This is a genomic window from Acidithiobacillus sp. HP-2, assembly GCF_015100155.1.
In the GTDB taxonomy this organism is placed as follows: Bacteria; Pseudomonadota; Gammaproteobacteria; order Acidithiobacillales; family Acidithiobacillaceae; genus Acidithiobacillus.
The window spans coordinates 41,861-55,032 of record NZ_JACKZA010000018.1; the positions used below are offsets into that span (position 1 = coordinate 41,861).

Annotated in this window: 15 protein-coding genes; all 15 read left to right on the top strand. The window is 52.6% G+C overall.

Annotated features, from left to right (window positions below):
* Positions 1-95 precede the first annotated feature (95 nt).
* On the top strand, positions 96-521 hold the full coding sequence (gene ndk / locus H7F11_RS13630; protein WP_193649989.1) for a nucleoside-diphosphate kinase: 426 nt from the start codon (positions 96-98) through the stop codon (positions 519-521).
* A 24-nt stretch (positions 522-545) separates the two neighbouring features.
* Positions 546-1,613 carry a 23S rRNA (adenine(2503)-C(2))-methyltransferase RlmN gene (rlmN, locus tag H7F11_RS13635; protein ID WP_227485510.1) on the top strand — a complete coding sequence of 356 codons (1,068 nt, stop codon included), beginning with the start codon at positions 546-548 and terminating at the stop codon, positions 1,611-1,613.
* Positions 1,610-2,479, top strand: coding sequence for a type IV pilus biogenesis/stability protein PilW (gene pilW / locus H7F11_RS13640; RefSeq protein WP_193649987.1), 870 nt, complete (start codon positions 1,610-1,612; stop codon positions 2,477-2,479). Before rlmN ends, pilW begins: the two co-directional genes overlap by 4 nt.
* The gene (locus H7F11_RS13645; RefSeq protein WP_227485505.1) at positions 2,472-3,524 is read left to right on the top strand and encodes a RodZ domain-containing protein; all 1,053 of its coding nucleotides are present in this window, start codon (positions 2,472-2,474) and stop codon (positions 3,522-3,524) included. The genes pilW and H7F11_RS13645 overlap by 8 nt, the downstream gene beginning before the upstream one ends.
* Entirely contained in the window at positions 3,514-4,614 is a 1,101-nt protein-coding gene (gene ispG / locus H7F11_RS13650; RefSeq protein ID WP_024892626.1) for a flavodoxin-dependent (E)-4-hydroxy-3-methylbut-2-enyl-diphosphate synthase, read from the top strand. The genes H7F11_RS13645 and ispG overlap by 11 nt, the downstream gene beginning before the upstream one ends.
* 41 nt (positions 4,615-4,655) lie before the next feature.
* The gene (gene hisS, locus H7F11_RS13655; protein ID WP_193649986.1) at positions 4,656-5,975 is read left to right on the top strand and encodes a histidine--tRNA ligase; all 1,320 of its coding nucleotides are present in this window, start codon (positions 4,656-4,658) and stop codon (positions 5,973-5,975) included.
* Complete coding sequence (locus H7F11_RS13660; protein WP_193649985.1) at positions 5,972-6,583, top strand: YfgM family protein; 612 nt, start codon at positions 5,972-5,974, stop codon at positions 6,581-6,583. The genes hisS and H7F11_RS13660 overlap by 4 nt, the downstream gene beginning before the upstream one ends.
* On the top strand, positions 6,583-7,767 hold the full coding sequence (bamB, locus tag H7F11_RS13665; protein ID WP_193650038.1) for an outer membrane protein assembly factor BamB: 1,185 nt from the start codon (positions 6,583-6,585) through the stop codon (positions 7,765-7,767). The genes H7F11_RS13660 and bamB overlap by 1 nt, the downstream gene beginning before the upstream one ends.
* Positions 7,768-7,776: 9 nt before the next feature.
* Entirely contained in the window at positions 7,777-9,114 is a 1,338-nt protein-coding gene (gene der / locus H7F11_RS13670; RefSeq protein ID WP_193649984.1) for a ribosome biogenesis GTPase Der, read from the top strand.
* Positions 9,115-9,531, top strand: a complete 417-nt coding sequence (locus H7F11_RS13675; RefSeq protein WP_193649983.1) for a hypothetical protein — start codon at positions 9,115-9,117, stop codon at positions 9,529-9,531.
* Positions 9,503-9,988 carry a SixA phosphatase family protein gene (locus H7F11_RS13680; protein ID WP_193649982.1) on the top strand — a complete coding sequence of 162 codons (486 nt, stop codon included), beginning with the start codon at positions 9,503-9,505 and terminating at the stop codon, positions 9,986-9,988. The genes H7F11_RS13675 and H7F11_RS13680 overlap by 29 nt, the downstream gene beginning before the upstream one ends.
* Positions 9,989-10,073: 85 nt before the next feature.
* Positions 10,074-10,445, top strand: coding sequence for a DsrE family protein (locus H7F11_RS13685; RefSeq protein WP_010640087.1), 372 nt, complete (start codon positions 10,074-10,076; stop codon positions 10,443-10,445).
* 205 nt (positions 10,446-10,650) lie between these two features.
* Positions 10,651-11,736 (top strand): phosphate ABC transporter substrate-binding protein PstS, encoded by a 1,086-nt coding sequence (pstS, locus tag H7F11_RS13690; protein ID WP_193649981.1) that lies wholly within the window; start codon positions 10,651-10,653, stop codon positions 11,734-11,736.
* 93 nt (positions 11,737-11,829) lie between these two features.
* Positions 11,830-12,786, top strand: a complete 957-nt coding sequence (gene pstC / locus H7F11_RS13695; protein ID WP_193649980.1) for a phosphate ABC transporter permease subunit PstC — start codon at positions 11,830-11,832, stop codon at positions 12,784-12,786.
* A 126-nt stretch (positions 12,787-12,912) separates the two neighbouring features.
* On the top strand, positions 12,913-13,172 hold a 260-nt coding region (gene tnpA, locus H7F11_RS13700; RefSeq protein WP_193658201.1), incomplete at its 3' end, for an IS200/IS605 family transposase.

Sequence of the window (13,172 nt, forward strand, 5' to 3'; positions counted from 1 at the left end):
TGGGTAAGCACATCTGGAACCGGACTATCGATTGCCAGTAAACCGGTGTAATGCTAGCCTATGGCGACTTTTAATCTATCCCTATTGAGGAACTTATGGCTGTTGAGCGCACTTTGTCCATTATTAAACCCGATGCTGTCCAGAAAAATGCCATCGGTGCCATTCTCGGTCGTTTTGAAGCAGCGGGTCTTCGGGTGGTAGCCAGTAAAATGCTGCATCTCAGCCAGGAAGATGCGGGTGGATTTTATGCTGTTCATAAGGCCCGTCCTTTTTACGGTGAACTCTGTGCTTTCATGAGCAGCGGCCCGGTGCTGGTCAGCGTGCTGGAAGGCGAGGGCGCGATTCTGAAAAACCGTGATCTCATGGGTGCGACCAACCCCAAAGATGCTGCACCTGGAACCATTCGTGCGGATTTCGCTGACAGCATTGACGCTAATGCGGTCCACGGTTCGGACAGTGTCGAAACGGCTGCCTGGGAAATCAGCTATTTCTTTAGTCAACGGGAGATTTTTTCGCGCTAAATGAGTGCCGAGGCCTGTGCTGTGATGCCGGCTCAAAAGCCGCAGCTTCTGGGGCTGGATCGCCAGTCCCTGGAGCGTTTGTTGGCCGGTTGGGGAGAGTCGCCCTTTCGGGCCAAGCAAATTCTGCAATGGATTCATGGCCGGCAGATCACGGATTTTGCGGAAATGAGCAACATCAGCAAGGCCTTGCGTGCGCGGCTGAGCGAAGAAACCCAATATGCGGAGCCGGAAATTCTTGCCGATCAACTGGCTGCTGACGGTACCCGAAAGTGGTTGTTGGGTTTGCCTGACGGCAATGCGATTGAAACGGTATTTATTCCCGAGGAAGATCGGGGAACCCTCTGTGTCTCCTCGCAGGTAGGTTGTTCGCTGGCTTGCAGCTTCTGTGCGACGGGTGCTCAGGGACTCAACCGTAACCTCGACACCCATGAAATTATTGCCCAGATCAGAACGGCCCGGCAAATGCAGGGCTTGGATGCCATTACCAATATTGTCTTCATGGGTATGGGCGAGCCGCTGCTGAATTTACGCCAGGTCTTGCCAGCCCTGGATTTGTTACGCGACGATTTCGCCTATGGTTATGGGCCCAAGCGCATCACGGTCAGCACCGCTGGTGTGGTTCCGGGTCTTGATCGACTGGGTGCGGAAAGCCCTGTCAATCTGGCAATCAGTTTACATGCCAGCCGGGACGAAGTCCGTGATGTGCTGGTGCCGGTCAATCGCCATTACCCTCTGGCCGAATTGCTCGATGCCTGTCGTCGCTATCCGCTGCTCCCGCGTCGCCGCATTACTTTTGAATATGTCATGCTGGATGGCGTCAATGATAGCGATGCCGATGCCCGGGCTCTGTTGCGCATATTGTCGGGTATTCCAGCCATGGTGAACCTCATACCGTTTAACAGCTTTCCGGGTTCTGATTACCAGCGTTCGCCGCAAAAACGCATTGATGCCTTCCGGGATATTATTCTGCGCGGCGATATCATGACGGTTACCCGTCGCCCGCGCGGCGATGACATCGCCGCTGCCTGTGGACAATTGGCGGGGCAGGTGCGCGATGGTCGGCGCAGCATTCCTTTGAGGGTTCAGGCATGAAAACGGATGGAATGCGCTTCCATAAAGTAATCTGGATTCCTGGCCTGCTTGTCGTGTCGGTATTGAGTGGTTGTGGGTTATTTGGCAGTAAAAGTACGCCCATGACTTCGGATCAACAAATGGCCGCCTTTATTGCTCATGAACACAAAACCCGTGCTGCTGACCAGAGTCTTCAGGCTCCTGCCGATGATGGTAAGGCCAAGGCGGGTATTTATACTTCACTGGGCACGGCTTATTTGCAGGATGGACACCCCCGGCAAGCCATTCGTGAACTGCAAATGGCCAATCAGGCGGATGACAGCTATGCAGATGCCTATAATGTGATGGGTCTGGCCTATGAGCAGCTGGGCCAGAAAACTCTGGCACGGCAGGCTTTTGAACAGGCCCTGTCACTGGACGCCAAAAATCCGGAATATCGTAATAATTATGGTGCGTTTCTGGTTAACACAGGTGACTACCAGCAGGCCATCGTGCAACTCAAGCAAGCGACCGCCGATCCTTTATACAGCACGCCACAATTCGCCTGGACCAATCTGGCCCAGGCCTATGCGGGCCTCAAAGATCCGGTTGCCGCCCGCAATGCGCTGAATCGTGCGCTCTATCTTCTTCCCAACTATCCACCTGCCTTGCAAATACTGGCCGAAATGGACTTTAAAGAAGGTAATGTGCAAGCTGCCTATGGACATTTGCAGGTGGTACTTGCTCAGGAACCAGATAACGCCAGTGCGTTACTGTTGGCCGGACAGATTGCCGCCCGGCAAGGACGCCCGGAACAGGCTGCGGCTCTGTGGCAGCGCTGCGTCAATGCCGCACCGTATTCCGATGCGGGAAAAAAAGCGCAGCAATTGTTGCTGCAACATGGTTGATCAAGAGATGGACTCCATGGATGAAAGCCTCAGCAATCCGGATTTGCGAAATGCCCGTGAAGCACGTGGCTGGACTCTAAAGCAGGTAGCGGAACGCTTACATATTACTGAAATTCAGGTTCAAGGGCTCGAAGAAGGGAATTATGCCGTGCTTCCCGGCGCCACTTTTGCGCGTGGATTCCTCAAGAATTATGCACGCATTCTGGATCTGGATCCGGAACCGTTGCTGCGCAATTATGACGCCGCCAACGCGGGGTCGGGAATTTCTCCGACGCGCCAATTGCTTCCTGATGGCGAGAGCCCCCTGCTGGATTACAGTAAACGCACCCTGCTGATTTCTTTCTTGATATTGATTGCCGTGATAGTGGCTGTCTGGTGGTTCTGGGGGCGGAGCGAGAACGCTTCGACCGTACTACCTGAAAATAACAGCCACAGTGTTTCCTCCATGCCGGCGACCCTGGCTGAGCCGGCAATTTCCAATACGGCGCCGACTGCTTCTGTGCAAAGTGTGGTCGTAGCCACTCGCCGTCAGGCTGTGGGCAGCTCCAGTCCTGTAACGGCCACCGCGCAATCGGCTGCGACCAGCTCTACAGTGACCAGCAATACGACTGCGGAAATCGCTTTCCAGTTTCATGCCAACTGCTGGGTACAGGTCAGGGACGCTGCCGGTAAAACCTTGTTGGCGGTCCTCGGTCGTCCGGGTGATCTGCTCAAAGTGAACTCAGGAAAACCGCCTTATCAGGTTCTGGTTGGCAATGCCCAGGGCGTGACCATTCATTATCAGGGTAAAGCTATTGCGCTTCCTGCGAACGCCATGGGTGTAGCCCGTCTGCAACTGGGAACCGCCCCCACCGCAAGCACGCAATCTGCTGCTGTTCCAGCGATTACAGCGTCAGCACACAGTTCGGCAGATATTCACAGCCCTGTTAACCGGCACCGTGCTGTGCTAAACCATAGTGCACAACCCGACGTTGTTGCCCCAATCACTTCTGCAGCGCTTTCCGAAAGCGCATCTGTTACTAGCGAGGCATCCCATGCACCATGAATCTCCTATTCAGCGTCGTAAAACCCGGCAAATTCACGTTGGAAAAGTCGCCATCGGTGGAGATGCACCGATCAGCGTGCAAAGCATGACCAATACCGAAACCCGGGACGTAGCAGCCACTGTGGCGCAAATTCGCCGTCTGGAAGCGGTGGGAGCAGACATTGTTCGGGTTTCTGTACCCAGTATGGATGCTGCTGAGGCTTTCAAGGCCATCCGCGCGCAGGTGGAAACACCTCTGGTTGCCGATATTCATTTTGATCATCGCATCGCTCTGCAGGTCATGGCCGATGGTGTCGATGGCCTGCGTATCAATCCCGGTAATATCGGGTCACTGGACAAAACCCGTCTGGTCGTGGAAATGGCCAAGGACAAGGGTATTCCCATTCGTATCGGCGTCAACGCCGGCTCCCTGGAAAAAGATATTCAGGAAAAATATGGCGAACCCACGCCTGAAGCCTTGGTAGAGTCTGCCTTGCGGCATGTGAGCATTCTCGATGAGCTGAATTTCCACGATGTTAAAATCAGCGTGAAAGCTTCCGACGTTTTTCTCGCAGTAGGGGCATACCGACTGCTTTCAGAAAAAGTGGATTATCCCCTGCATCTGGGCATTACCGAGGCGGGTGGTCTGCGTTCGGGTACGGTCAAATCCGCCATTGGTCTGGGTCTGCTGCTGCGTGATGGTATTGGCGATACCATCCGTATTTCCCTGGCCGCTGATCCCGTCGAAGAAATCCGGGTTGGCTTTGATATTCTCAAGAGCCTGCACCTGCGGCAGAAGGGCATTAACCTGATTGCCTGTCCTTCCTGCTCCCGTCAGGAGTTTGATGTCATCAACACCATCAATGCCCTGGAGGCGCGGCTTGAAGATATTCTTGAGCCCATGGATGTGTCGGTGATTGGCTGCGTGGTCAATGGTATTGGCGAAGCCAAGGAAGCGGACATTGGTCTGGCGGGCGGAGACAAACGCAGCATTCTCTATTATCGCGGCAAGCAGGTAGACCGGGTAGAAAATGTGAATATAGTTGATGTGCTGGAAAAACGGATTCGTGCCGAAATTGCGGAGCGTCAGGCAGCCCGTAATGATGCCTGAGCGCCTGGTAATGGTTCGTTTGGGGAAAGTGAGTTATTCGTATGGCTGTTAAGGGATTACAGGCGGTGCGGGGAATGAACGATATTTTCCCCGCAGAAGCAGCAGCCTGGCAGGCTCTGGAAACGGATTTGCGGGGCTTGCTCCAGCTGTATGATTACGGCGAAGTCCGTCTCCCGTTGCTGGAATCGACAGAACTTTTCGCCCGCGCCATTGGTGACGTCACCGACATTGTCCAGAAAGAAATGTACACCTTTGCCGATCGTAATGGCGACAGCCTTACCCTGCGCCCGGAAGGGACCGCTGGTTGTGTACGAGCCGCGATCCAGAATCAGACCATGCGCGGGCAGACTCCGCGTTATTATTACATGGGCCCCATGTTTCGCCATGAACGTCCCCAGAAAGGCCGCTATCGGCAATTTCACCAACTGGGCGTTGAGGTTTTCGGTCAGGCCGGAGCCGGTACAGATGCCGAAATCATCGCCCTGTCTGCGCGTATTCTGAAGCAGGCCGGGGTGCAGGCCTCTTTACAAATCAACTCATTGGGCAGTCCAGAGGCGCGGGCAGCTTACCGTGAGCGACTTCTGGAGTATTTGCGACCGCAACAGGAAGCCTTATGTGCTGATTGTCAGACCCGTATGGAGCACAATCCATTACGGATTCTGGATTGTAAAGTGCCTGGCTGTCAGCAGATTGCCAGCAGCGCACCACATCTGGTGGATCATCTCGATTCCGAATCGGCCCTGCATTTTGCCAGCCTGCAAAAACTGCTGACCGCTCTTGATATTCCCTATCAATTGAATCACAGCCTGGTACGCGGGCTGGATTACTATAACCGGACGGTTTTTGAATGGGTTACGGATGCCTTGGGTGCTCAGGGAACCGTGCTGGCCGGTGGTCGTTATGATGGACTGGTTGCCCAGCTGGGTGGTCAGGATACTCCCGCCATTGGTTTCGCTGTAGGGTTGGAACGCTTACTCGCCTTGCAGGAAATTCAGGGAAACCAGGCCTGCGCCGACAAACCTGTACTTTTTATCGGGGCCATGGAGGACGATAGTCTCGCTCGTTCCTGGCAACTCGCTGAAGCTCTCCGTGATCTGGGTATCAGTGTGGTCAGTGGCGGCCCTGCGGGTTTCAAAGCTCTGCTGAAGCAGGCAGAACGTTCCCGGGCGCTGTTCCAGCTGGTCATCGGGTTGGGACAATTGCAAGGAGAACCAGTAATCATCAAGGAACAGTGCGGGGAAGGGCGTTGGGAAGGCAGTCTGGAGGCCGTGATCACTGGTCTGCAAAGCCTCGGCGTTGATTTCCCCAAGCATGCACCCCATACTGGGCAAAATTTTGCCACTGCCAGAAGATCAAAGTGACCGGTCAAGAACTTTCCGCATTGCTCTCCCGCCATCGTATTACCCTGATTGTGGGTATTCTCGTGACTCTTTTTGCCGCCATGGGGTTTTTTGGCTACGAAAAATATCAACGCCATCAAACCGAAAAAGCGGCAGTATTGTATAGTGAGCTGGTAGATACCATGGTTCAGGGGCAGACCAGTACGGCCCGTGCCAGTGCGGATACGCTGATTCATCAGTACACTCACACACCTTATGCAACCATGGCGCATTTTTTTCTGGCACGCATGGATATGGAGGGCAAACAAGTTCCTGCCGCAGAAAAAACGCTCATGAGCGTGATAAAGAATACCAGCGCACCGCGTGGCATGCGCAGCCTTGCTCGCTTGAATCTGGCACGCCTGTATGTGGATCAGCATCAGGCACATAAGGCCCTGGATATCCTGCAAAATCCACAGCCTGCCTATGTTACCTTAGCTGATGAAATCAAAGGGGACGCCTATGCCTCTCTGAATCAGATCAGTCAGGCAGAACAGGCCTACCATTCGGCCATGTCCGCCTTGCCGGCGGCTGACCCTTATCGTACTTATCTGCAAATGAAAATCGCCAATATTGGAGTTGCGCCGTGATGCGGAATGATTTTTTCAAAAGCATATGGCGTTTAGCCGCTCTGGGAATAGTTGCTGCCCTGCTGAATGGCTGCGGCATCATGTCCTGGTTTAAATCTTCACCCAGTCCCAAAACGCCTCCACCCATCAGTAAAGGTCATAATAAAGTTTCTTTTTCGACGCAATGGCAGGCCCGGCTTTATGGACTATGGCCTATCAACCCCTACCAGGGAACAGAAATTGCCCACTCTGCGCATCAGATTGTGGTGGCTAATGCTTCCGGGCATCTGGTCAGCATGAATGAATCGGGCAGTCAGCAATGGATGCGCAGTCTGGATGGCAAAAGTGCGCGCGGTGCCACCATCGCCCATGGCGTCGTCTATGCGGGAACCAATGCCGGCAAGGTATTTGCGTTTGATGCTAAAAATGGTCATAAACTCTGGTCGGTACAACTCAGCTCCGAAGTATTGACACCGGTAGTCTATGCCGACGATCACTTACTGATGCAAACCGTAAATGGCCATCTTTGGTCGCTAAACCCCAAGGATGGCAAAATTCAGTGGACCTTCTCCATGAACCAGCCCTCCCTCATCTTGCGCGCAGTTTCTACCCCGACTGTGCATGATGGTGTGGTCTATGCCGGTTTTGCTGATGGAACCTTGACAGCATTAAGTCTTTCCACGGGTGCTGAGTTGTGGCATGCCCGTGTAGCTATTGCCCATGGCAGCAACGAGCTGGCGCGGATGGTGGATGTGGCAGCGCGTCCGATAGTTGCTGATGATCAGGTTTTTGCGGCAGCCTATCAGGGTAATCTGGCTGCTTATACACAGCAGGGAGGCACCCAGAACTGGAGTGTCCCCATGTCGGTGTATTTGACTCCAGTCTGGTTCAAGGGACATTTGTATGTGGCCGATTCAGATGGAGTAATTTCTGAAATAGATCCTGGTTCCGGCAGCATCCTGTGGAAAAACGATAAACTCAAAGGCCATGCCATGACCGGTCTGAGTAGTTGTGGAAATGATTTGCTGGCAACCGATAATGGTGGCTATCTCTACGCCTTCAATCCCGAATCCGGGCATCGGATTGGTCAGACACGCCTTTCCTCCAGCGGTATTCAAAGTAGTCCCGTATGTCTGGATAATCACCAGATTCTTGCTCTCAGTGATGCGGGCACTTTGTATCGGATCAAGCTCGAAAAGCGCTAAGGCTGTATCATGACTGCAGTTATTGCCCTGGTGGGGCGACCCAATGTCGGTAAATCCACTTTTTTTAATCGCCTCACCCGTACGCGGGAGGCCCTGGTTGCCGATTTCCCCGGGCTGACGCGTGATCGTCACTATGGAACTGCGCAGTTTGAAGGTCGTCAGTATCTGGTCATTGATACCGGCGGCTTTGAACCCGAAGAACGCGAGGGTCTGGTTGCGGCCATGGCCATTCAGACCAGACTGGCTATTCAGGAAGCCGACGCCATCTGTTTTCTGGTGGATGCCAAAGAAGGTTTGTCTGCCCAGGATGAAGAAATTGCCATGGAATTGCGCCGTGGTGGCAAACCGATTTACCTGGTTGTGAACAAGATGGATGCCAAAGGCGCCGTCAGCGAACTCCCGGAATTCCATCGCCTGGGTCTGGGAATGCCCTATACGATTTCTGCTGCCCATGGACATGGTGTTGAAACTCTGCTGGAAGCCGTTTTCTCGGATCTGCCCAGTGAGGAAATTGCGCAGCAGGATGCCGGAAAAGGCCCCCGCATAGCCATGCTCGGCCGTCCCAATGTCGGTAAATCGACCCTGGTTAACGCCATGCTTGGCGAAAAAAGAGTGTTGGTATTTGATGAGCCGGGGACTACCCGGGACAGCATCCGCATTCCCTATGAACGCGATGGCAAGCCCTATGTCATGATTGATACTGCCGGCATGCGGCGGCGTGCCCGAGTCGGCGAGGGCTTGGAAAAACTCAGTGTTTTGAAAACATTGGGCGCCTTGCGGGAAGCCGATGTCGTGCTGCTGGTGCTTGATGCCAGGGTTGGTATTGCTGAACAGGATTCTCATCTGGTGGGGGTCGCTGTAGAGCTGGGACGCCCGATTGTCGTCGTGATCAATAAATGGGACGGGATGAGTCCTCACGACCGTAAGGCGGTCAAGCAGGAGCTCGAGCGCCGCCTGAGCTTTATTCAGTATGCGCCGGTCTACACCATTTCCGCCTTGCATGGTACCGGTGTTGGTGATTTGTACAAAAGTATTGATCGCCTCTGGCAGGACTCCCGCAAACATTTTTCAACGGGAGAGCTGAATCGGGCTTTGGGCGAGATTATTGAAACCCATCAGCCACCCATGGTTGGCGGACGCCGGATCAAGTTGCGATATTGTCATCAGGGTGGTGAAAATCCGGTGACTCTGGTATTTCACGGGAATCAGCTAACGCGCTTGCCGGGTAGTTACAAGCGCTATCTGGAAAGCGCCTTCCGGAAAGCCTTACATCTGGACTCCATTCCTTTGCGCCTGTTATTTCGTCAGGGCGAAAACCCCTATGATCCACAAAGAGGAAAGCATTAAATGAAAGGCAGTCTGTCCGGATGGTGGCGTTGGGCCATTATCGCGCTCCTTATTTATCTCGGTATTTTATGGAGTGGGGCGATGCTGCCGGTCAGTCCCCAGGGTTTATGGATTCGTGCCGGGGAGTACGCACTCTGGGCCACCGTAACCCTGGGTGCTTTAGCGCGCTTTTATCCGGTGCTTGGTCCTTATGGCTGGCGTCCGGTGACTATTTTTGTGGGGGCTGTTTTATCCGGGCTGGAGATTTTCATTGGTTCGGGTCCCGATACTAAAACCCGGGTGGACGAATGGATGACTGCTCTGATTGGCATTGCCGCAATCACAATTCTTGCCCGCGTGTTACCCCGTGCCATCACCGTCATCTGGTTTGGACAGGAGGTGCAAAAGCGTGAACCTTTTACTCGTACGCCACGCTGAGGCAGAAGACGAAGCCGTTTCCGGCTCTGATTTTGAGCGGCACCTCACCCGCTATGGACAGGAAACAGCAGCGGCTGTCGCCCGGGGCTTACGCCATTGTATTCAAGGTTCGGTTTTGTTGTGGAGTAGCCCCTTGCTCCGTACCCGTGAGACAGCCGCTTATATTGCCCAAGCCTTTGGTGTTGAAGTAGAACGCTATCACCAGGCTATTCCCGCCGGAGATCTGAACATACTGAGTCGGGATTGGCAGAGTTTGAGCAAACAGCCTGAAACGCTGATTGTGGTGGGTCATCAGCCTCATCTAGGAATTTGGACTACGCGACTAACCCGGGTCAGTGTGCCCGTCAAAAAAGCCAGCGTGATTGGCATCCATCTGAAAGCTGTTGATCAACTGGAAGGTGAACTTCAGTGGTATGCCCAGCCGGAAATGATGCGCGCCGTTGCGACTGAGAACTAAAGCCTAAGCACAACCGTTTTAGTTGGTACCACAAATTGGTGTACAATCTTCAAGTTACTTCACACGTTCAATCAGGAGGTGTTAGATGTCCGAAGCAGCGGATCTTGTTATCATTCTTATCACTGGCGCTGAAAACCCCAAGCGTCTTCCTTCCGCTTTTTTCCTGGCTGCCACTGCCGCTGCCGCCGAGCAGAAAGTCGTCATGTATTTCACTGGACCAGCCACGGAGCTGCTTGCCAAAGGTAAGGCAGAGAGCATATTCCCGATGGAAGGCGGTAAAAGTGTCGCCGACTTCATGAAGCTGGCCGAAGATAACGAAGTTCAGATTATTGGTTGCCTGCAGTCTCTGGAATTGAATGGTATGACCAAGGATGATCTGGCCAAACCCATTCCCATGATGAATCCCAGTGCTGCTCTGCCATCATTGGCCGCTGCAGGCCGTATTCTGACCTGGTAACCGGTGGTACAAACCTTCATTACCTTGAGGAGCCCGTCCTTTTGGACGGGCTCTATTTGCACCAGAAGGATTGTCATCAAACTGTCATATAACTGTGCTAGATTGCTACTTACGTTTCTTCAAGACTGCCTGCTAGGCATTGAGGACGTACGGTTTTTTTGGAAATAAGCCGTAAATCAACGAATTCGCCATCTTTGGAGGTCTTATGCTGTATCGTTTGAAGAAAGAGCTTTCTCGCAGTGTAAAGGGTGCCGTCATGGTTTCAGCATTGGGTCTTGCCGGCATATATGCCATGCCCGCCAGTGCAGCCACGATTTCCTTGTTGGAAACCGGTTCCACCCTGTTGTATCCACTTTTCAACCTGTGGGTACCTGTGTACACCAAAATGAATCCCGGCGTGCAGATAACCACCCAGGGTACGGGTAGTGGTACGGGTATTGCTGAAGCCATTTCCGGCGTTGCCCAGATTGGCGCTTCTGATGCATACATGAGTGATGCCCAGATCAAAATGCATCAGAACATCCTCAATATTCCTTTGGCCATCTCCATTCAGATGATCAATTACAATCTGCCCGGTCTGAACAACAAGCATCTGAAGCTTTCCGGTCCTGTGCTTGCCGGTATTTATTCCGGCAAAATCACCAACTGGGACGATGCGGCCATTGCCAAGCTGAATCCTGGCGTAAAACTGCCCAACCACAAGATTGTCCCTATCCACCGTACCGATGGTTCTGGCGACACTTTCATTTTTACCACCTACCTGTCAGACACCACTCCAGCATGGAGCAAAAGCGTTGGCTACAGTACGACGGTGAGTTGGCCGGCCGTTCCGGGTGGTATTGGTGCCGAAGGCAACCCCGGCATGGTCCAGGCTCTGAAGACGACGCCTTATGGTGTGGCATACATCGGTATCAGCTGGAAGAAACCGGTTGAAGAAGCCAAATTGGGCCTGGCCATGCTGGAAAACCGCGCAGGCAATTTCGTATTGCCTACAGTGGAAAATGCCAAGGCTGCAGCTGGTGAAATGGTCAGCAAGACCCCTGCTGATGAACGGATCAGTCTGGTATTCGCTCCTGGTGCCAAGTCCTACCCCATCATCAATTATGAATATGCCATCGTCAGTAAGACCCAGGCCAAGCCGGAAGTGGCTGCAGCCATGAAGAAATTCCTGAACTGGGCCATTGATCCCAAGGGCGGTAATGCACCACACTTTATCACTGCGGTAAACTTCGTACCGCTACCTGACAGCGCCGCTGAGCTGTCACGTAAACAGATCGCAGAAATTCACTAAGATCTGAACGGTGCCGGGATACCCCGGCACCGGTATTTTTTAATACGACTTTTTATATAACATTAACTTAATTCGGGAAGTGGAATCATTGTAATGAAAATTCCTGTATTCAGAACGGCATTAGTGGCTACCGCAAGTTTTTTGCCGATTTCATTACTCCTTCTGATAATTTTTTTGGCCGTGTATTCATGGCCGGCTATTCAGTATAATCAATTTCATTTTTTATGGACGAATGATTGGAATCTTGGCAATCTTTATGGTAACCCGGTTTCAGTAAATGGGCATCAAATCATGCCTGGTGCCAAGTATGGCATCTGGTTTCTGGTCGTGGGGACGATTGCCAGTTCGGTACTGGCGATGCTTATTGCCATGCCTATCGCTATTGGCGCAGCCTATTTTCTCAGTGAAGGCATTCGTAAAACCTGGTCAGGGCCCTTATCCTTATTTGTCGATCTGCTCGCTGCCATTCCCAGTGTAGTATATGGTTTATGGGGATATGCTTTGCTGGTGCCGCTATTTGGGCACACCATTTTTCCCTTTTTGGCAAAGACTTTTTCTTTTATTCCTTTCCTGAATGGCGAAGCGGGAAGCGGTTATGGGCTATTGACCTCTGCTTTTGTCTTGGCAGTCATGATCATTCCCCTGATTTCGGCGACGCTGCGTGAATCTATCCAGATGACAGAACCTGCCTTGAAAGAGGCTGGCCTGAGCCTTGGTTTGAATCGCCTTGAAGTTTTTTGGCATATTGTTTTGCCTAAGCTAAGAACCGTCTTGATCGGCGTAGGGATTTTGGCGTTGGGGCGGGCTTTGGGTGAAACCATGGCGGTATTGATGGTCAGTGGTAATGCCCTTAACTACTTACCCAATAATATTTATGCTCCCATTTCAACCATGGCGGCATTTATTGCCTCGCAGCTGGATAGTGCACTGCAAGATCCAACCAATATGGCTGTTGAAGCATTATCTGAAATAGCCCTGGTGTTATTGCTGATTACGGTGGTTGTCAATATAGCTGCCAGAATGATGTTATGGATGGCAAAGGTCCGCTGATGGCTATTAACCAAAAATAGGAAATCCCCCGGCTCTGCCGGGGTGACAGTAGATGTTTGACATATAGGGGAGTCCATCGGAGAACCGACGTTGTGAGCCGCCAAGCACACGATGAAGGAGAAACCGATGGACGAAGGATTGAGCCTAAGGCACAGCAAGTGGGAGTGCAAATATCACATAGTATTTATTCCGAAGTGCCGACGTAGGGTGTTGTACGGTCAGTTACGGAATGATCTTGGGGAGGTATTTCGGGCTTTGGCCCGGCATAAGGAAAGCCGGATAGAAGAAGGGCATCTGATGGTAGACCATGTTCATATGCTGATTTCGATACCGCCGAAGTACGCAGTATCCAGTGTGGTGGGTGCCCTTGATGTAACCCACCACAC

Bases quoted from the DNA above. Each gene is read 5' to 3' on its own strand.
- ndk (WP_193649989.1), top strand. From the start codon at position 96: ATGGCTGTTGAGCGCACTTTGTCCATTATTAAACCCGATGCTGTCCAG.
- rlmN (WP_227485510.1), top strand. From the start codon at position 546: ATGCCGGCTCAAAAGCCGCAGCTTCTGGGGCTGGATCGCCAGTCCCTG.
- pilW (WP_193649987.1), top strand. From the start codon at position 1,610: ATGAAAACGGATGGAATGCGCTTCCATAAAGTAATCTGGATTCCTGGC.
- H7F11_RS13645 (WP_227485505.1), top strand. From the start codon at position 2,472: ATGGTTGATCAAGAGATGGACTCCATGGATGAAAGCCTCAGCAATCCG.
- ispG (WP_024892626.1), top strand. From the start codon at position 3,514: ATGCACCATGAATCTCCTATTCAGCGTCGTAAAACCCGGCAAATTCAC.
- hisS (WP_193649986.1), top strand. From the start codon at position 4,656: ATGGCTGTTAAGGGATTACAGGCGGTGCGGGGAATGAACGATATTTTC.
- bamB (WP_193650038.1), top strand. From the start codon at position 6,583: ATGCGGAATGATTTTTTCAAAAGCATATGGCGTTTAGCCGCTCTGGGA.
- der (WP_193649984.1), top strand. From the start codon at position 7,777: ATGACTGCAGTTATTGCCCTGGTGGGGCGACCCAATGTCGGTAAATCC.
- H7F11_RS13675 (WP_193649983.1), top strand. From the start codon at position 9,115: ATGAAAGGCAGTCTGTCCGGATGGTGGCGTTGGGCCATTATCGCGCTC.
- H7F11_RS13685 (WP_010640087.1), top strand. From the start codon at position 10,074: ATGTCCGAAGCAGCGGATCTTGTTATCATTCTTATCACTGGCGCTGAA.
- pstS (WP_193649981.1), top strand. From the start codon at position 10,651: ATGCTGTATCGTTTGAAGAAAGAGCTTTCTCGCAGTGTAAAGGGTGCC.
- pstC (WP_193649980.1), top strand. From the start codon at position 11,830: ATGAAAATTCCTGTATTCAGAACGGCATTAGTGGCTACCGCAAGTTTT.